The organism is Marinomonas sp. CT5, assembly GCF_018336975.1.
Classification (GTDB): Bacteria; Pseudomonadota; Gammaproteobacteria; order Pseudomonadales; family Marinomonadaceae; genus Marinomonas.
The window spans coordinates 133693-152723 of the sequence record NZ_CP025572.1 but is presented as its reverse complement, the minus strand read 5'-3'; the positions used below and the strand labels follow the sequence as shown (position 1 = coordinate 152723).

At 44.3% G+C, this 19031-nt stretch carries 18 protein-coding genes; 6 read left to right on the top strand and 12 right to left on the bottom strand.

Going from position 1 to position 19031, the window contains the following annotated elements:
* Window positions 1-33: 33 nt before the first annotated feature.
* From C0J08_RS00700 to C0J08_RS00685, 4 genes are all read right to left on the bottom strand, one after another.
* Window positions 34-552, bottom strand: coding sequence for a YgjP-like metallopeptidase domain-containing protein (locus tag C0J08_RS00700; RefSeq protein ID WP_212654230.1), 519 nt, complete (start codon window positions 550-552; stop codon window positions 34-36).
* Between the two features lie 64 nt (window positions 553-616).
* On the bottom strand, window positions 617-1387 hold the full coding sequence (locus tag C0J08_RS00695) for an inositol monophosphatase family protein (RefSeq protein WP_212654229.1): 771 nt from the start codon (window positions 1385-1387) through the stop codon (window positions 617-619).
* Between the two features lie 27 nt (window positions 1388-1414).
* On the bottom strand, window positions 1415-2440 hold the full coding sequence (locus tag C0J08_RS00690; protein ID WP_212654228.1) for a LacI family DNA-binding transcriptional regulator: 1026 nt from the start codon (window positions 2438-2440) through the stop codon (window positions 1415-1417).
* Complete coding sequence (locus tag C0J08_RS00685) at window positions 2437-3234, bottom strand: MBL fold metallo-hydrolase (RefSeq protein ID WP_212654227.1); 798 nt, start codon at window positions 3232-3234, stop codon at window positions 2437-2439. Before C0J08_RS00685 ends, C0J08_RS00690 begins: the two co-directional genes overlap by 4 nt.
* 170 nt (window positions 3235-3404) lie before the next feature.
* On the opposite strand from C0J08_RS00685, the gene C0J08_RS00680 reads away from it, so the two are divergent.
* The 4 genes from C0J08_RS00680 to C0J08_RS00665 all read left to right on the top strand — a co-directional run bounded on the left by C0J08_RS00680 (window position 3405) and on the right by C0J08_RS00665 (window position 7410).
* Window positions 3405-4475: an ABC transporter ATP-binding protein gene (locus tag C0J08_RS00680; RefSeq protein ID WP_212654226.1), complete on the top strand. Its 1071-nt coding sequence runs from the start codon at window positions 3405-3407 to the stop codon at window positions 4473-4475.
* A 16-nt stretch (window positions 4476-4491) separates the two neighbouring features.
* The gene (locus C0J08_RS00675) at window positions 4492-5640 is read left to right on the top strand and encodes an ABC transporter substrate-binding protein (RefSeq protein ID WP_212654225.1); all 1149 of its coding nucleotides are present in this window, start codon (window positions 4492-4494) and stop codon (window positions 5638-5640) included.
* An 87-nt stretch (window positions 5641-5727) separates the two neighbouring features.
* Window positions 5728-6558 (top strand): ABC transporter permease, encoded by an 831-nt coding sequence (locus tag C0J08_RS00670; RefSeq protein WP_212654224.1) that lies wholly within the window; start codon window positions 5728-5730, stop codon window positions 6556-6558.
* Complete coding sequence (locus C0J08_RS00665; protein WP_212654223.1) at window positions 6559-7410, top strand: ABC transporter permease; 852 nt, start codon at window positions 6559-6561, stop codon at window positions 7408-7410.
* A 5-nt stretch (window positions 7411-7415) separates the two neighbouring features.
* Here C0J08_RS00665 and C0J08_RS00660 read toward each other — a convergent pair whose 3' ends face one another.
* Window positions 7416-8138, bottom strand: a complete 723-nt coding sequence (locus C0J08_RS00660; protein WP_212654222.1) for a sulfite exporter TauE/SafE family protein — start codon at window positions 8136-8138, stop codon at window positions 7416-7418.
* Between the two features lie 130 nt (window positions 8139-8268).
* Between C0J08_RS00660 and C0J08_RS00655 the strand changes: the two genes are divergently transcribed.
* Complete coding sequence (locus tag C0J08_RS00655; RefSeq protein WP_249344459.1) at window positions 8269-9183, top strand: LysR family transcriptional regulator; 915 nt, start codon at window positions 8269-8271, stop codon at window positions 9181-9183.
* Here the strand turns inward: C0J08_RS00655 and C0J08_RS00650 are convergent.
* From C0J08_RS00650 to C0J08_RS00640, 3 genes are all read right to left on the bottom strand, one after another.
* Window positions 9178-9993: a DUF547 domain-containing protein gene (locus tag C0J08_RS00650; RefSeq protein WP_212654220.1), complete on the bottom strand. Its 816-nt coding sequence runs from the start codon at window positions 9991-9993 to the stop codon at window positions 9178-9180. The two genes, C0J08_RS00655 and C0J08_RS00650, sit on opposite strands and share 6 nt — an antisense overlap.
* Before the next feature lie 3 nt (window positions 9994-9996).
* Complete coding sequence (locus C0J08_RS00645) at window positions 9997-12147, bottom strand: dihydrolipoyl dehydrogenase family protein (RefSeq protein WP_212654219.1); 2151 nt, start codon at window positions 12145-12147, stop codon at window positions 9997-9999.
* Between the two features lie 188 nt (window positions 12148-12335).
* Entirely contained in the window at window positions 12336-13547 is a 1212-nt protein-coding gene (locus C0J08_RS00640) for an MFS transporter (protein WP_212654218.1), read from the bottom strand.
* Window positions 13548-13851: 304 nt separating this feature from the next.
* Here C0J08_RS00640 and C0J08_RS00635 point away from each other — a divergent pair, with 304 nt between their 5' ends.
* Window positions 13852-14889, top strand: coding sequence for a GGDEF domain-containing protein (locus tag C0J08_RS00635; RefSeq protein WP_212654217.1), 1038 nt, complete (start codon window positions 13852-13854; stop codon window positions 14887-14889).
* Here the strand turns inward: C0J08_RS00635 and C0J08_RS00630 are convergent.
* From C0J08_RS00630 to C0J08_RS00615, 4 genes are all read right to left on the bottom strand, one after another.
* The gene (locus tag C0J08_RS00630; protein WP_212654216.1) at window positions 14886-15926 is read right to left on the bottom strand and encodes a linear amide C-N hydrolase; all 1041 of its coding nucleotides are present in this window, start codon (window positions 15924-15926) and stop codon (window positions 14886-14888) included. The two genes, C0J08_RS00635 and C0J08_RS00630, sit on opposite strands and share 4 nt — an antisense overlap.
* A gap of 41 nt (window positions 15927-15967) precedes the next feature.
* The gene (locus tag C0J08_RS00625; RefSeq protein ID WP_212654215.1) at window positions 15968-16951 is read right to left on the bottom strand and encodes a GlxA family transcriptional regulator; all 984 of its coding nucleotides are present in this window, start codon (window positions 16949-16951) and stop codon (window positions 15968-15970) included.
* Window position 16952: 1 nt separating this feature from the next.
* Window positions 16953-17855, bottom strand: a complete 903-nt coding sequence (locus C0J08_RS00620) for an EamA family transporter (protein ID WP_212654214.1) — start codon at window positions 17853-17855, stop codon at window positions 16953-16955.
* 152 nt (window positions 17856-18007) lie between these two features.
* The gene (locus C0J08_RS00615) at window positions 18008-18937 is read right to left on the bottom strand and encodes a DMT family transporter (RefSeq protein ID WP_212654213.1); all 930 of its coding nucleotides are present in this window, start codon (window positions 18935-18937) and stop codon (window positions 18008-18010) included.
* Between the last annotated feature and the right edge of the window lie 94 nt (window positions 18938-19031).

Below are 19031 nucleotides of genomic sequence, written 5' to 3'. Positions count from 1 at the left end.
TGCCGTCATCGTGTTTCAACTTGATATCTGCGATTAAAGCCAAAGATCACCAAATCGATCCCGATGACTCAAATATAAACGCAAATCAAATTCTAGCTGATGGTAGTCTGGCTCCATGTAACAACACAGCTTATAAAATGCTTTGTTATGATCTTTTTCTTTTAGATGTGCCAATTCATGCACCACTATCATCTTTAATAACGGCTCAGGTATTCTGCGGAACAAAGACGAAATACGGATTTCATTTTTTGCTTTTAACTTATTGCCTTGCATCCGCGAAACAAAAGTATGCAGCCCGAGCGCATTATTGATGACATGAATTTTATCATCGTAAATGACTTTGCTGATTGGCGGGGAACTGCGCATATACTCATTTTTGAGATCCATGGCATAGTCATATAATGCCCGAGTCCCATTCAGCTGATGAACATCTGGGTATTTATTTAACAACCAAGCACCGGATTTTTCCGAATCCAGCAAAGTTTCAGCCTGCTGCTGAACCTGAGCACTATAGGCGCCCAGATAGTTTTTTACCCCACTCTTTTGACTCATAGTTACTATCTATAAAAGTTTCACAAGGCCGATGAGTGTCGCAGAACTTAGCCCAAAACACCATTTATGACACTAGCGAAGACTTCAAATTCTGCCATAACTGTGGGCTTGCAGCCCAAACAAGGTTTCCTTTTAGCAGTCCATCATTTTTAAGAAAATCCGTGACTTGTCCACCCGCTTCTTTGATTAACAACAGTCCAGCCAAGGCATCCCAACTGTTTAAATGAGACTCAAAATAGCCATGAACTAACCCAGATGACACATGAGCCAACATAAGCGCACCGGCACCAAAACGCCGATACTCAATGTTCTGTTTATCCAACAGCAAGATCAAATCACAATAAGCTTGTATAGGACGACGATTAGAGCGCCCTAAGCCAACAATAGCCTGACCGACTTCAGGCTCATGGATGTTCAAACGAACACCATTCAAGTACGCACCTTGACCTTTCTTAGCAAGAAAAAACTCATCACGGTCAGGCGCATAGACAAAGCCCATCTGGATGTCATTACCTTTCACGTACGCCACTGACACACACCAATAATCCATACCTTGAACATAGTTCGTGGTGCCATCAATCGGGTCAATCACCCAAACCCCATCTAACTCTGGATTGCACCCTTGAATCCCCCCGGTCTCTTCGCCTAAAAAGGCATCACTTGGAAATAAAGTACGAATCACCTGTTTTAATTCATCTTCCACTGCAATATCTGCCTGTGAAACAAAGTCTTGTCGACCTTTCGTTGTCACTGACAGCCCCGACTGTCGAATCGCTTGGGCACGCTGCCCAGCCTTTTTAATCGTGGACTCTAACACCTTATATTTATCTTGCATCTGACTTAACCCTTACGATGGTCATTTCTAAATTAGAGGGGATGTATTTCTAATTACCAACTTGACTGGAATTTCTTCTACACACTGAGCAATAGATGGGTCTTTTCCTCGGGCCTCTAAGCAAGATAGAACACGCTTCGAAGTCTCGATGACGTCTTGATGAATCGTCGTTAAACGATAACTGTATTGTGCGGTTTGTGGCGTATTATCAAAACCAATAATGTGAAAGTTCGTGGGCGCATCCAAACCATTTTCGCGCATGCCATCCAAAAAGCCGCAGGCAAGTTGAGCGTTGGCACAGAACACACCATCGACAATGTTACCTTGTAAATAGAACTGGTGAGCCGCTTGTCTTCCGCCTTCATAACCATCTGTTTCGGCGACAATTTGAAGTAAATCACTTTCAGTACATAAGCCTTTTTCAACCATCTCTCGACGAAATTTCTCGCCACGGTTGATACCAGACCAAGTAGATTCTCTATAATTTAGCCAAGCAAACGACCGACAACCGCAACGAGTAAAATGCTCAGCAACAAGTGAAGCCGCCATCTTATTATCAGAGCAAACAAAGTCCACATCAGGCCTATCCATATGACGATTAATCCCAACCACAGGGATATTATGCTGAACACACTCTTTCACCAGATCTGCTGGCGGTTGACCAGACGTGACAACGACACCAGAAACACGAAATTGTGTAAAACGTCGAATCGTCATTTCCAGTTCATCTGCATCACGTACTTCTGTAACAAGCGCTTGATAGCCTTTGCGCTGTATTTCACTTAATAAGCCTTCAAGTAAACTACTCCGAAACGGATCACTTAAGCGAGCCACAACCACACCAATTAACTGGCTGCGTTTGCGATTTAAGCCTTGAGCCAAAAAATTCACTTGATAGCCTAATTCGTTCGCCGCTTGTAATATTTTTTCGCGGGTTTCACGGGCAACGTTACCTTGATTGCTAAACACTCTAGACACCGATGCACGTGATACTCCGGCCAGTTTTGCGACATCTTCGGCAGACACGGAACGACCCCGTCGAGTATTACTCACAACTTGCCCCCTTTCTCGGCTAAAAACGAACGGAAAGCATTTTGACTAAAATCTATGTCATTTAAATCCAGTTGCAAACCGTCTCGGCTCAAAAACATATCAGGCATATTTGCCATCGCATTCAATAAACTTGGTATCGCGTCATCAAAACAATGATAAATGCCTAAAGCCTTTACTTCCGTCTCTCGCAGTAATCGCTCGCAGTCTGGGAAGTCGCCATGAGAAGCACCACTAGACAGACCAGTAAAAGAAGCACATTCCTGGAACGCAACATCCGCACCTCTCATTAAAGCTTGGCTAGCTGCCGTCGGACGACCATCGCCACTGTAAAACAAAGTTTTTCCATCAATCGTTATTCGAATAGCTTTGTTTGCCATTTCATGCTGAGTATTTGCCGTACGAATTTGCCAATGCTTCCATTCAAATTCGTCCGTAATATCCTGCCAATAAATATCAAAGCATAATTGCGTTTCCGGCCAAATAGCCAAGCTCACCAATGATTGAAGCGATGGTTGCTGATTTGCTTGGCAAAAAATGGTTAATGGCTCAGTACGTTTGAAACTTTTCCACTGATTAATCAACGCCGCTAATCCCGAGCTATGGTCAGGATGAATGTGGGTAAAATAAATGACCGAGATATCATTCACGTCAATATTACGCTGCCAAATAGCTCGTGGAATCGTAGGCCCACAGTCGATAAGCCATTGGTTTTGCTGACAATCTGTCACCTTAATCGCAGAAGTGTTATTGCATGTAGAAAATGCACTACCACTACCAATCACATCAATTTTCATACTGTCTCACCAAGATGTCTTTTTAGCTTAATTAAATTGTCATAAAGATCCGACAAAGTAGGCAACCATAATGTCGGTTAGAGATTGCATTTTTTTTACAAAGCACTGAACACGTGTTCATTTCTAAAAAAAACTACCGATACACTCGTTTTTCGTACTTGGAGCAGGGTATGGCGCACTTACATATAGAGAATTTACAAGCGGGCTACGGTAAAAAATTAATTTTAGACAATATCAATTTAACCGTTGATCAAGGTGAAATGATTGCTCTACTCGGTCCATCAGGCTGTGGCAAAACCACACTCCTTAATGCCTTGTGCGGTTTTGTACCTGTTAGCCATGGTGAAATTTTCACGGGTAATCGTGCTGTTTCTCAGCTACCAGCCGAAAAACGCAATATAACGATGGTTTTTCAAAGCTACGCTCTGTGGCCTCATATGACTGTCGCACAAAATATTGGCTACGGACTCAAAGTGCGAAAAGCCAAACGAATGGATATAGATGCCCGAGTGGCTGAGCTCTTAAGCATTGTAAAGTTAGAGGGATTAGAGCACGAAAAAGTCACCGCCCTTTCAGGAGGGCAACGTCAACGAGTCGCACTGGCTCGCGCTTTGGCCATTCGTCCCGATGTCTTAGTACTGGATGAGCCACTTTCTAATCTCGACGCAAAGGTTCGTTTGAGTGTTCGTCATGAGATCAAAGCATTACAAAAGCAACTAGGATTTACCTCGCTCATTGTGACCCATGATCAGGAAGAAGCGTTAGTCATGGCTGATCGAATTGCCGTATTAAACCAAGGAAAAATAGAACAAATAGGTACACCTGAAGAAATTTACCATCACCCAAATACGCCTTTTGTTGCCGACTTTATGGGGGCTGAAAATCATTTCCAATGGCCAATTCATGACGAAGCTTTCAGCTTACACCTCGACCATCATGCCGCCCATTTAGATGTCTATTTTCGTAGTGAAAACGTGATCTTATCGACACAAACTACTCGCCAAACCGATGACATTAATACGGGGTTAACCATTCATGGCGAGATTGAGCAAAGTGTTTTCTTTGGCAACAACTACCAAATTAGTGTGCGCTGCGGGAAGCACACCATACAGGCAAATCATGATCAGAACTTGCCTGAGCACACTCCCGTAACCTTACGCGTTCCTATCGATGCTCTGCATGTTTTTGCTAAGCAAGAAAAACATTCTGAGCTTCAAAAAAACCATGCTGTTTCTGTTTAATCAATGAGGATGAATCATGTTTGCTAAAACTAACATCGCCGTAATTGCCGCTGTCGGCCTTACTCAATTTTCAAGTTTTGCGTATGCAGAAACCACACTGAATGTGGCTTCTGCAGGCAGTCAAAACATGGTGGATTACGTAAAAACCTATCTTGCGCCAAAGTTTGAAGCCACTCACCCAGGTGTTAAGGTAAATGTCGTTGGAACGGGGCCTGGTGATGCGGGTTCACACAAAATCATGGAAAAACTGTCTGCACAAAATGACAGCGGCCTTGCTAAATGGGACATTGATGTTGCTGTCGTACATCAGAAAATCGGTGGCGAACTGGTTAAAGACGGATTACTTGCAAAATATCGTAGTGATATTGATACAGGTAAAATGGTTTCCCGCGACAGTGCTAAAAATGCACTAGGCATCAATGTTAACGGTTATGTTATGCCAATGTTCCATAGCCAAACAGCCATTGCTTACAACAGCGACTTCATCAAAAATCCACCAAAGTCTTACGACGAGCTGATTAAATGGACACAACAACACCCTAAATCTTTTGGTTATAACGGTATCAAAAACGGCATGTCAGGCGTCAGTTTTGTAACCGGTTGGATATATGCCTATGGCACTGATGCAAATAAGCTGTCCTCCATGCCTTACGACAAAAGCGTTGAATCTTCTTGGAAAAAAGCCTTTGCAGAACTAAAACAGTTCAATAAAAACATTACCTTTACCCCGGGCAACGCTGGCACTTTAGACATGCTAAACCGTGGTGAAATTTTCATGGGCCCAGTTTGGGTAGATATGTTTTACAGCTGGAAAGAGCAAGGCAAGATTCCGCCATCGTTAAAACTGTCTTTGATTGCCCCAGGGATGCCTGGCCAACCTATGTACTATGTCACTCCGACCAAAGCACAACATCCAAAACTGGCTAGAGAGTTTATTGAGTTAGCCACTAGTCCAGAGATCCAAGCAGAAGGCATAGTGAAGAAATTTAACTGGTATCCAGGAATCGATGCAAATTATGTAAAAGCCAAGCTTGATCGCGCCACTTGGGAGAAATTGTTCGCCGAAATTACTCCGAGTGATTTATCAAAATATGGTAAAAGTTTCCCGATTGGGCCGTACTTTGATGACATCAAAGAAGGTTACGAGCGTAATGTTTCTAACTAAACGATAGTGATAGAAACTTGCTCGATTTAAGCCCTGAGCCGCGTTGCTCGGGGCTATTTTACCTCATATTGGTTCTTGGAAATAAACATGCGTCAGACGACATCACACAAGCTTTGGTTAATCGCTCCAGCAGCTCTAATGGTCGGTATTTTCTTTTTATACCCTTTGTGCTTCTCTCTCTATTCAGCCATTACTTTAGACGGAAGCTTAACGCTCACCCATTTAGATAAAGCTTTTGACCTCTACTCAAAAGACATTCTGTTCACCATTATCATTGTGCTGATATCGGTCGCTATCTTAGCCATTTTATCCATTACCATCGCCGCATTGATTACCTTATCGCCTTTTCGTTCTTTGACTAAAACTCTAGGTTTTCTTTATCGCTTACCTTTGTTTATCCCTTTTATTGTCACCGCACAAATGATGCGCACCTTTCTAGCCAAAAATGGCCTAATGAATAATGCCTTTGTCGCGTCGGGTCTACTAACCCCGATGGATACCGTATCTTTTCTTGGTTGGAGTGGCATTATTATCACCTTTGTCTGGAAGCAGTTAGCCTTTTCGACTTTGTTAATCTCCGGTGCGATGGCCGCCTTAGACGAATCTCAGATCCGCGCAGCCCGTAATCTAGGTGCTTCACGTCTGCGTATTTTGTTACAAATTATCTTGCCACAAATCATTCCGACGCTGGGTGTTGCCATAGTGTTATCCATTGTCACCATGATGTCCGTACTGTCTGTTCCGCTAATGATAGGAACAGGCTCGCCCACTATGATGACAGCGGACATGGCGTTTCGTATTAATTCGTATGGTGATTATCACGTCGCCAATGCACTCGGTTTGGTGTCGTACTGTATTTGCGCAGGATTGGCTTGGTTTTACTTACGCCAGAACTTAAAAGAAAAAGGGGCTAACTAAATGAGCGTTTCACAAAACCGCAACGTATTTGAGATGTTAAACCTTCAATCGCTACGTCCCAGCTTCTGGCTACAATCTGTGTTTATCTTATTACTCGCATTGATCTTGTTTGGCCCAATCATGAACTTACTGATTTGGACCGTAGCAGAAAGCTGGTATTTTCCTCATGCTTTGCCAAGCCAATGGGGATTTAAATATTGGCAGCAAGTATTTAACCCTTATAGCGATGTATCAGGGTCATTATTTACCAGCTTACTGATTGCGGTATTAACCGTGGCGGTTTGTATGATCGTCTCAATTCCGGCGGGTTATGCACTCTCCAAACGCAGTATGCCACTGCGTATTTTTTGGATGTTACTGTTTTTAATTCCTCAAGCATTTCCAAATCTCACCGTGTACATGAACATCGCCAAACTCTTTTATGGCTTTGGCTTAAACGGCACTGTGTTAGGTGTCATTATAGTCCACAGCGTACATGGCTTAATGTTCTCTATTTGGATCAGCGTAGCCGCTTTTTCTTCAACCGACCCAATGCTAGAACGCGCATCTAGAAACTTAGGTGCTGGGCCTTTCTATACTTTCTTTCATATTGTATTACCACAAGCGGCACCGGGTCTTATTGCTAGCTGTATTTTTGTCTTTTTAGAGTCATTAGACGAATTTACCGGCACATTCTTCGTGGGTTCACCAAATATCAGCACATTGCCGCTTTTACTTTATACCGCCAGCATGGAAGGTAATTATCAGATAGCCTCTATCACAGCCTTGATTCTACTTGTACCTTCCATTTTATTCATGGTCATCATTAACAAATTTATGCGACCCGATATGCTATCTAAACTAGGAAAATAAGATGACTAAAATACAAACAATTTCACCGCGGCAATGGCAGACATAATGCGAATCAACCACTTAAATTGTACTGGGTTCACTTTTTTCAGGAAGAGGTAACCAATAAAAGAGCCGATCGCCAAACCAGGGAGCCCGTACAAACTAACTTGAACGCTTTCCAGAGAAAACAAACCAAGCGCCATATAAAAAGGCAGTTTAACCAGATTAATAATAAAGAAAGCCCAAGCTCGCGTGCTCACATAAGTTTCTTTATCCAGCTTTTGTTCCAACAAAAACAGGCTAAAAAGCGGCCCTGCGGCGTTCGCCATCATGGTCACAATGCCGCCCAGAAAGCCCATGGAATAGGCCGCCCAAGGTTTTTGCATAAAGGTTGCAGGACGAAAATCCAGATAAAGACCCAGCGCGATCATGGCAATGATCATAACACCCAAGAAATTAATAAATTGCTCTCCATCGATGTTCGCCAAAAAGTGACTGGCGACAAAAACACCGAGAAAAGCCAAAGGTAAAAAACGCGCCAAAACCGACCAATTTACCTTAGATCGATAGCTCCAAACCGCCATGATATCGGTAATAATGTACAAGGGTAGTAACACGGCCAAGGCCTCTGGCCCAGGGAAGGCCACCAATAAAATAGGCAGTACCAGCAATCCCATTCCGCCTACGGAAAACTTTGAAAAGCCAGTAATTAATCCCGCCAAAAACAGCACAACAAAGACAGAATCCACTTTTTTACTCCTTATTTTCTAACAACGAAAATGTTCGTTTATGCGTGCAATGATACGGCAAATAATGAACAATAAATAATCTCGTTTTATTATTATAATGATCATAATTATTAATCGTGTGGAGTCTGTTATGAAGCTGGACCAATTAAGAGCCTTTATTGCTGTGGTGGAAACGGGAAGTTTTCGTTCCGCGGCGGACTCCATTCATAAGACTCAACCGGGCATCAGTGCCGCGGTAAAAGCCTTAGAAGAACAATATGGCATTTCGCTGTTTGATCGAAATAGCTATCGACCAACGCTCACAGCGGAAGGTCATGCCTTCTTTCTACAAAGCAAAAAGCTGATGTCTCAGGTCTTACAATTGGAGAACTTAGGACACGATCTCGCCCAAGGCACAGAAGCACCACTTCAACTTTGTTTAAGCCAAATGGCGTTAGACGATAACTGCATGATGCGCATCAAAGCTTTCCAGCAACAACACTCGGACGTCACCTTAGATATCACCACAGACCATCTTTATGGCGTGCAAGAAAAGCTCGCCAAAGACAAATGCGAAATCGCCATTGGCCCGCGCTATGGACTCGATGACCGACACGCTTTTATCGAGCTCAATAAAATCATGATGATAACGGTAATGAGCCCAGAGCTACTCGCCACAGTCAACACAAGTGACACCAAGATCAAGCAACAACAGCTGTATTCGATTCCACAAATCTTAGTGACTAACACCGCCGCCAATGCCTCTGAAAATGGCCACAGATACGTACTGCCCACTGGCAAGCGCTGGTACGTCAATGACTTTCAGATCAAGAAAAATTTGCTCTTGCATGGTTTTGGCTGGGCCAGAATGCCAAAACACTATATTCAATCCGAGCTAGACAATAAACAGCTGATCCCAATCGAAGTAGAAAACTTCACCTCGCAGAATCAGCTGCCTATTTTTATGATACGTTTACGCCATCAAACACAAAGTTATCAAGCGAACCTTTTTTGGGAAATGATGCGAGGCTTTTCACCTTCGCCAACCATAGAAACCGATCTATAAGGTTTTATTTAATGCCCAATCGTAATCTAAGAAACGAATGCTCATGTCTTTGTCTTTCAGCTTCTGACTCTCGGCAGAGGTTAAAGACAAATCCGCGGCATGATCCAGCAAAAATTGCTCCAATGAGGTGTACCCCTTCCAACCTTTTTCAAAGTCTTCTCGATACCATTTGAAAATCGAAGACAGTAGCAACTTGTCCGCTTCGGCCCGATTTCGGCTGCGATCTTGCAGGAAAAGTCGCGTTTGTTCGTCTAACTGAGCCCCTAAATGCTTGCCCATATAGGCTTCATTACGAAGCGCTGGACAACCGACACTGGCGCAATTCACCGCGAAATGAATGCGCGGATCTTGATAACGATCCGAACCACGAATCAAATTATGCTCAATGTCATCCAAAGAGCGCGTTTCCCCTAATAACGGAACAAAAGACTGACTCCACGGTGAACGAAAAAAACTCCCGAGATCTTTAATCGAGTCCAAATCAGGCCATTTGGTTAGAATCAAATCCACCGTCCACGCATTATAAGCATTGATCAAAAACGCCAATTGCTCGTCTTTCGGCCAAGCATCAAACTCGCCGCTTTTCACCTTAGATAAATCCGCTAAGTAGCGATCCAGTTCGGCCTTATCATCGGCAAAACCTTGATAATCCACTTGGCTTGCCTGACCGCCCTTGAGCTCCACAACGTGCTGTTTGAGCAAGGCATCCCATGCTTGATGATCAAACCCTTTTGCATTTACCTGCGCGCTAAACAAGGCAGATAAAGTGACACTAAACAGCGTAATAATCAGTACTCTAAGCATTTTCATATACTAACCTCGACGCCAAGTGTGGTATTTTTCCAGCCAATTCAATATTCGCTGTGGCGCATGGGCGCGTTTCCATTCACCGGCGGCGTATTTATTGGCTTCGGCCCAGGTTGGGTAAGTGTGAATGGTGCCGAGCACCTTGTTCAGACCCAGACCATGTTTCATTGCTAAGACAAACTCGGCCAGCAAATCCCCAGCATGTTCGCCCACTATGGTGACGCCTAAAATCTTATCCTTGCCCGGAACCGTCAGCACTTTCACAAAGCCTTTAGCGGCGCTATCGGCAATGGCACGATCAAGGTCATCCAAATCGTAACTCACCATCTCATAATCAATGCCTTTCTCTTTGGCATCTTGCTCGCTCAAGCCCACTCGCGCGACTTCAGGATCAACAAAGGTGGTCCAAGGAATCACCCGATAATCCACACGGAATTTTTTGAAGGAACCAAATAGCGCATTTACCGCGGCATACCAAGCTTGGTGAGCGGCCACATGGGTAAATTGATACGGTCCCGCCACATCGCCTGCGGCAAAAATATTCGGGTAAAGAGTTTCAAGGTAATCGTTTGTGACAATCGTGCCCTTGGTTTCAATCCCCAAGTTTTCCAAGCCGTAACCTTCAAGGCGCGCTTCACGACCAACGGCACAGATAAGCGCATCAAACTCCACTACAGACTCTTGCCCATCGTGTTCGACAATCAGACGCTTCACCTCGCCTTCTTTCTCGCAGCGCAGCGCATTGTGTGATGTCAGAATATTAACGCCATCTTGCCGCAGACTTTCTTGCGCCAACACAGACACTTCTTCGTCTTCTCGCCCCATAATACGAGCTGAGCGCTCTACTTGCGTCACTGTCGACCCCAAGCGAGCAAAACTTTGTGCTAGCTCACAACCGATTGGGCCACCACCTAACACCACCAAACGCTTCGGCGGCTCGTCGAATGTCGCAAAGGCGTCCCACATAGTATCGCTGGTGTAATAACCCACCTCGTCCAACCCCGGTAAGTCAGGCACAAATGGACGCGCGCCAGTCGCCAACACAATACTACGCGCTGTGAGCCGTGTCGTTCCGCCGTCATTCAGTTGAATCTCCACGGTCCAAGGGTCAATCAGCTTGGCGTAGCCTTGCACCACATCCACACCCATTTTGCTGTAACGCTCGACGCTGTCATGGGGCTCGATTTTGGCAATCACATCGTGAATACGTTGCATGACTTTTTTGAAAGAAAAAGTCGGCTCGCTGCTGTTCAAACCATAGTTTTCGGCATGGCGCATTTGGTGAGCCACTTTGGCGCTTTTAATCAGCGCCTTACTTGGCACACAACCATAATTCAGGCAATCTCCCCCCATCTTATGGGCTTCGATCAAGGTCACTTTGGCCTTCACTGTGGCTGCGATGTAAGCACTCACTAAGCCACCAGCGCCAGCACCGATGACAATGAGATTTCGATCGAAGGACTTTGGCTTGGTAAAGTCAGAATAGACACGGCGCGCTTTCACCAGATCGACGATCTTCTTCGCGATCAAAGGAAACACTCCCAACAAGACAAAAGACAATAAAAGCGAAGGCGATAAAATGCCCGACAGGCTCTCTAACTGCCCCAATTGTGTTCCGGCATTCACGTACACCAAGGTGCCCGCAAACATCCCCACTTGGCTCACCCAATAAAAAGTTAAAGCACGAATAGTGGTAAGACCCATCAGCAAATTAATGAGGAAAAACGGGAAGATAGGAACCAAACGCAGAGTAAATAAGTAAAATGCGCCTTCCCTTTCTATTCCTTCGTTAATCGCTTTCAAACGATCACCAAAGCGTTTTTGCACTGTGTCTTGAAGCAGATAGCGGGAAACCAGAAACGCCAAGGTCGCGCCAATGGAGCTGGCAAAAGACACAATCAGTGTCCCCCAAGCTAAACCAAACAAGGCCCCTGCCGCCAGTGTCATGATCGCCGCACCAGGCAAGGACAGAGCCGTGACAATGACATACAAAAGTAAAAACACACCGCCAACCAAGAAAGGTCTTTCGGCTTGCCATTCTTCAAATTGCACAAGGCCCGATTTCAAACCATCCAGCGTTAATAGCTGGTGTAAATCAAAATAGAAAAAGCCCGTGACCAATGCGGCAATCAATACCAGCAATCCAATTTTTTTCATTCGTCAAACTCCGAAAGAGCCTTGCGACTCGGGGAAAACACAATTAATCAATTCGTTAATGGTAATTAGACAGAATACAGGCTGGAATTATTACAGCAAGAAGGATTATTTTTTCAATAATCCGCTAAGAACAGAAAGAGAGCCGCGTCTGACAGACTCAAACGCGGCAAAAAGAAAAGAATCGTTATTTATAAAACGGCTTTAATACGGCCAGCTAACAAACTAAATAGCACACCGAAACCACAAACGCACAACACCAAAACTATCAAACCAGATAGGCCATACACGGCAATGGCCGTGGCAAAGCTTGGCGGTCCAACGGTCGCACCAATGTTACCGAACTGAGCCAGCAAGCCATAACCTTGCGCTTGCTCGCTTGGGTTGCGCGCCAGTGTTGGAATCATCGCCAAAGCAGAGCCAGGCACCATGCCTAGAAACAACACCATCACACCGACCACAAGGCAAAAAAGCTCTGGCGAACCATTTATGAGCGACAACAAACAAGCACAGGTCGCCACACCACAATACGCCATCAAAGCAACACGCTGTGGCCGCATAAGATATTGCGCAATAGCCCCCGCTAAAAAAGTACCGCCTGTACTAATGAGTGGCAACACAACCATCATCAGCTTCTGCAATGTGGAATCGCCAATCAAACCAGGCACGTAGGTCAATACAGACACCAAAGTGCAGGTGTAAAACAAAAACACGCAGCTGGGCAGCAAAGCACGAGGATTCTGATAAATCTTGATCATCTGCTTCAAAAAGCCATCCTGCATTTCCGTCACAGGAACCAAATCCAATACAGGGTTCTTTCTTAGCTTAAAGAAAAGCACCACGCCCATTGTGGTAATAAACACACCATGACTTAAAAACAGCGTTTGCAGGCCGTAGTGGTCTAAAATATTTTTTCCTGCCCAACCACATAACGCAAAAGCGACACCGAAAAAGGTGCCCCAAATGCCCATGGTCAAAGACTTATGTTGTGGCGCACTTAATTTAGCAATCAAAGTCGGCGCTGCCACCACCACACCCAATTGCGAAAAGCCTTCCAACATGCGGGTCACAAACAATAGATTAAAATGTGGCAAAGTGGATTGAATCAAAGACAAGCAACCGCCTAGCAACAAAGCGCCCACCAACACCTTCAAATAACCCACTCGACTGGCAATCATGCCCGCCGATACACCAAACACCAAGCCAGCAATACCCACTGCGGAAAGCGCCGCGCCCGTTGACGTGGCGCCCATTTGATAATGCTCAAGCAAACCATCAAAAGACACCGAAAACTTAGCAAACTGCATGGCCGCCGAAATACCCGCCACCCAAAGCAAAATAACATTTAGCCATTGGGTTTTTGCTTCAGTCGTTGGGAAACCATTAGAGGTAGGGTTAGACATTACTATTCCTTTTACAATGCGAGACAAGCCATCTGAAAATAAAGAGACAAAACTGACCTGCTGGACAAAATCTGGGCGCTATTCTAAAACAAAAAGCACCAAAGGTGGGCAGTAAAAAATAAATTCTTTATTCTTAAGAATTTATTAGAGGCCATAAAACCATTCATCAAAACTCTATGTTTTAACAATAAATAACCTAATATCGTTCAAGTAATTATTTGTATTCGACGGCATATAATGATCGTTTTTGATACCTATTCAGGCTAGTATCAATTGGTCTAATAGTTAGAGTTTAGGTTACCTTGTGATCAGCAAAATTCTCAATAAATGTATGCATGTTGACCCGTCTGATGATCAATATCGCTACCTTACGATCCTGCTTTCCTCAATCGTTTTTGTCAGTGTCGCTGTCATCGGCTTTACCATCTATAACATCCGCACCGGAAACTATCCGTTATTAATCATTGCGGAATCGGTTAGTTCTTTATTATGCCTATTAAGCCTCTACCTTCTTTTAGGTAAACAGCAGGTAAAAGTGGCGGCTTTTCTGTTTCTGGGCGTGGTTACGACCATCTGCTTCCTAACCATGTTACTGGTTGGCAATAGGTCAGACTCTTTGGCTTTGGCTCTTGTCTGCCCAGTTCTTAGTGTTTTCCTGCTTGGCTTTTGGCGTGGCGGCCTGTTCAGCTTATTATATTTTGTTGCCTTTTCTTGGTTATGTATAAGTCATATTGGCGTTTGGAAGCCCGCTCCATTCCATATAATCAGCTATATACAGCTTGCAATGATTTATGTCCTATTATTTATTTTTGTCTGCTTTTATGAATTCAACCGCATCAAATCACACCAACTTCTCAAGGAATCCAATGACAAACTAAAAGCCCTAGCCTCAACCGATGTTTTAACAGAATTAAAAAACCGACGTTTTTTAGAAGATATTTTATTAAACACCAAACACTCTTCTTTTTTCGCTATGTTAGATGTCGATGATTTTAAAAATATCAATGATACTTATGGCCATGATATTGGCGATAAGGTACTAAAGGAGCTCGCCTTTCTGATTAGAAAGGCCGTTGACGTCAATGGCGTTGTCGCTCGCTGGGGCGGAGAAGAGTTTGCCATATTGTTCAATGTCATAGACGAGCATAAAGTAAAAAGTCTATTAAACAGCGTCAGAAAAGACATTGCGGAACATGATTTTGATCTAGACACAGACATCACGGTTAGCATAGGCGCAGGCACCTTCTTCCCTGAAAACCACAAGAAATCGTTTCTCGACATCGACAAAACGCTCTATCTTGCCAAATCCTCTGGCAAGGACTGCATTAAGTTTGTCGACTAAGCAAACGGGTCATCACACGGCAACAGCTTATCATTCATTAAACCTAATTGAGTACAAGGCTTATTTGGTGTAGAAACTTGAAGCCTGCTATTTCCGCCAACACCACTTTCACCATCAAAGGTACACCAAACCAGACTTAACGCTTCTGTATTCTGAAAGTAATACGTCCGTGTTTTCGTATCACTTAGATTTGACCAAAGCGTATAAGGCACTTGTTTCTCATTCAATTGACAATGCAATGGTGTAGAACAGGTTGTTACCATTGAACGTACTTGAGCAAGCCTATCTACCTCGGCGTTTTCTCCATGCATGTAACGATAAAAACACCCACGTTCAAACCTCTGAGTTGGCGAACAACCACCAGGAGCAGTATAAACAGGGGATAAATTAGGTTCAGGCGATTTATCCCATTGAAATAACCAGTATTGCATAAGCTGTAACTGAGCAGGATAGCTAGGCTGATTCGTCATAACGGTATAATTATCATCTGCATAAAAAGACATTAGTCCATCAGACACTTCGATAATCAAAGAATGACCCTTTTTATCAGACACCGCCAAATGCAAAAGCGCCTTTGAATCTGGAGCACCAGGAACACTTTCCTCAATCAAACGAATATCATTGTTTGAAAAGAAATGCTGCACCTCGTGAACATTCGCAAAGCAGTCCAAAACAAATTGAGCCCAACGCAAAACACTTAATGCTTTTTCATTTTGAGATAAAGAAGAACGGTCATAACTGGCCCCGGTATCCAATAGTGCATTGACGACTAGACCTGCTGAGTTCATCCCATCACTGGCACCAAACCCAACCGAATCCTCACCAACTAGAGTCACAATAGAAGCGTATTTGGCTTTCCACCTCAAAACTTGGCTATCCTTTACACCGAGGGTTTCCATCATCTCTACACTTATCCCCACACCATAACGCCCAGCAACGAAGCGATATAAATAAGCAGGTAACATAAACTTCCAGTCTAAATTACGCCCTACAGTGACCTGATTAGGATCAATATTGTTTAGAATTCTTGTACACATTGAAGCTATCTCCATATCTAAAGCACAAACATCAGAGCACCTTAGCATTTCGCTCGATAATAAGAAGGAGAGAACGAATGTTGTCTCGCCCAAAGTCGACGAAACTGTCTAGGGTCATCAAAACCACAACGTTCAGCCACGTCTTCTATTGGCAAAGACGTACTTTGTAAAAATTGCATCGCTAAAGTCAGACGAAGTTTATGGATATATTCTCGAGTTGTCACACCCGCGCTTTCTTTAAACAAGCGCACAAGATGCCGCGGACTACATTGAGCGATTTCAGCCAAGCTTTCTAGTGACCAATTCCGAGCAGGATCTACCTGTATAGCGTCTTGCACTCGATGTACACTTTGATGAAGATGATTGCGGTTTTCTAACCACGGTGATTGGCTCGGGTCATTCGGACCGCGACGAGAAAACAGCACCATGTGACGGGCCACCTGACTCGCACAATTCGCTCCAAACTCTTGCTGTATAAGATACAAGGCCAAATCAATACCAGCCGTCACACCAGCACTGCTATAAAAATCACCATCTACAGCGAACAATCGATTAGCAAGCACTTTAGCGCTAGGCGCTGCCTCTTGCAGTTCGTCTATATGCATATGGTGAGTCGTACAGGCTCGTCCGTCTAAAAGACCAGCTTTAGCAAACAACAAAGTACCAGCACAAATGCTAATATAACGACCAATATACTCAGTCTGTTTACTTAACCAGCTTATCGTTGCTTCCATCGCTGGCGTTTCTAAATCCACTCGATCACCCGACAACCCTGTACTAATAACCCAGCTGTTCGCCGCCATCACATTCGGTAAAGGCTCAACTTGAAGGTTCAATCCCAAAGCATTTTCAACCTTTGCTTCAGGGCCAATAAAATGCAGCTCGAATTGTTTCGATCCCTCACATTCAACTTCAGCTGCAAACCGATTGCTATATTGGAAAGCCTCCGCAGGGCCAATCGTATCCAACAAAACACTATTTGGTAGCATGATAAAATAAACATGAATCTTATCGACAGTAGACACCTTATGCCTCTTTAAAAATTGTTTTGAACTGACCGAAAAGCCGAGCGCCAAAGGTATTCACCAACAATCCAGTTAGGACAAAACACACCCCAATCCATTGTAATGGTAATAAGCTTTCGCCCAATATGACGGCCGCAAAAGTCAAACCCACGATAGGAACCCCTAAGGTCAAAGGTGCGACCTGACTCGCAGGATAACGACTCATCAAATACCCCCAAAGAGAATACCCCAAAATCGTCGCCACCAAGGCAAGATAAACCAAAGCACCAAAAGACACCCAACTGATATGAAGCAAACTCGAATAGATCAACTCAGGCCCTTCCATAAACCACGAACAGACAAAAAAAGGTAAGGGTGGCACCCACGCACTCCAAATAACCACATTTACATTTACCGAATACCCTTTCTGACTCATTGCTCGAGCACTGATATTACCCATTGCCCAACTCGCTGCGGCAAACAGAGTCAGGATAAAGCCAAACAACGTCATATCGCCCACACCAGACACAACCGCAATCATCAGCAAACCACTACCTGCCAAAACAATCGCTAGCACCTGATGAATACGCACGCCTTCTTGCAAAAATAACAAAGCAAATACCATGGTAAACAAAGCCTGAGACTGCAACACCAAAGACGCCAATCCTGCGGGCATTCCATTCGCCATCGCCACAAACAAAAAGGCAAACTGCATGAACCCCATCGGCAGCGCATAAATGCACAACCACTTCAGCGGAATATTTGGCCGTTTAACCAACAAACAACCAATCGCCGCTACCGCCAAAAAGCGTAACCCACCCAACAACAATGGTGGCACTTCGCCAAGGCCAAAAGCAATCACCACAAAGTTTAAGCCCCAAGCGAAGATAATAACGAGAGCCAAGATACTGTCTTTAAACGTCATAATACTTACCACCATTAAATTTGATACAAGCATTATGAAATCGGAATTTAATCGAAACGAGGGCAGACCGCAGGGTCAAAAAGGACAAGAATTAAATTCGAAAATGGTCCAGTAGATCATCTACCAGACCATTTGAAAGGAAGTTAGAAAAACTACTGAACCGCTGGCGTCAATTCTTCTCTTCTCAGTTCTTTCATACGCAAGCCAATGTTGCCGAGGATGAGCATCAAGCCGCCGATAATTTGGTAGCCGGTTAAGCCCATGTCGAGGAACAACCAGTTGATGGCGGCTGCGAATACTGGGAAGGACAGTTCCGCCAAGGTAGCCAGTTGCGCAGGTACGGTTTTTAAACCTTGGTAGTAGAACCACATACCAATAAAACCACTGAGCAACGCCATGGCAACGGCCAAACTAAGATCGACAGGTTTCATGGCGATTAAGGTATCAGACTGAGCTAATGCAAGCGGTAATAACACCAATAATCCCGCCACAAAACGGCCAGACATGATCGCATTGGCCGGCATGTGTTGATGGGATAAATACTTACCACACACGGTTGCTGCGCCCCACGCAACAACCGCAATCAAGGTATAACCATAGCCTTTTAGAATACTCGTCGTGTCATTTGAATAATGCCATTGGGCATCACCAAGTTGACGCAAATCCGGCCACATCATCACAAAACTGCCTAATAATATGACCGCTGCCCATTGCACAAAATGCCCTTCGATGCGTTCTTTAAGCAACCAATAGGCGAGTAAAATCGCCACAATCGGCTGAAGCTTTTGCAGCAAAATCACCACGGTGGGATTCAAATAGTGGAAAGCTTCGGTAAAAGCCAAGGTTCCCATGGCCGAACCAATACCACCAATAAAGAACAAACACGAAAAGCCACCTATCGACATATGACGATAGACATGACGATAACGCCACAGCAATGGGGCGACAAACAGCACTAAGGTAAGGTGTTCGATTAAAACAATTTGCAGAGTGGAATAACCCGCACCCAATAGAGGATAACGAATTAAGGTATCAAGTGCCCACGTGAAGCACGCGATCATGATAAAGAATGTTCCTGCCATCTTTGGTTTCTCCAAATAATAAGATGCACAGGGGTGATGAGAACGAATAGTACCAAGGTGTCTGTCGCCACAAAAACAACAGAACAGAAGCCCC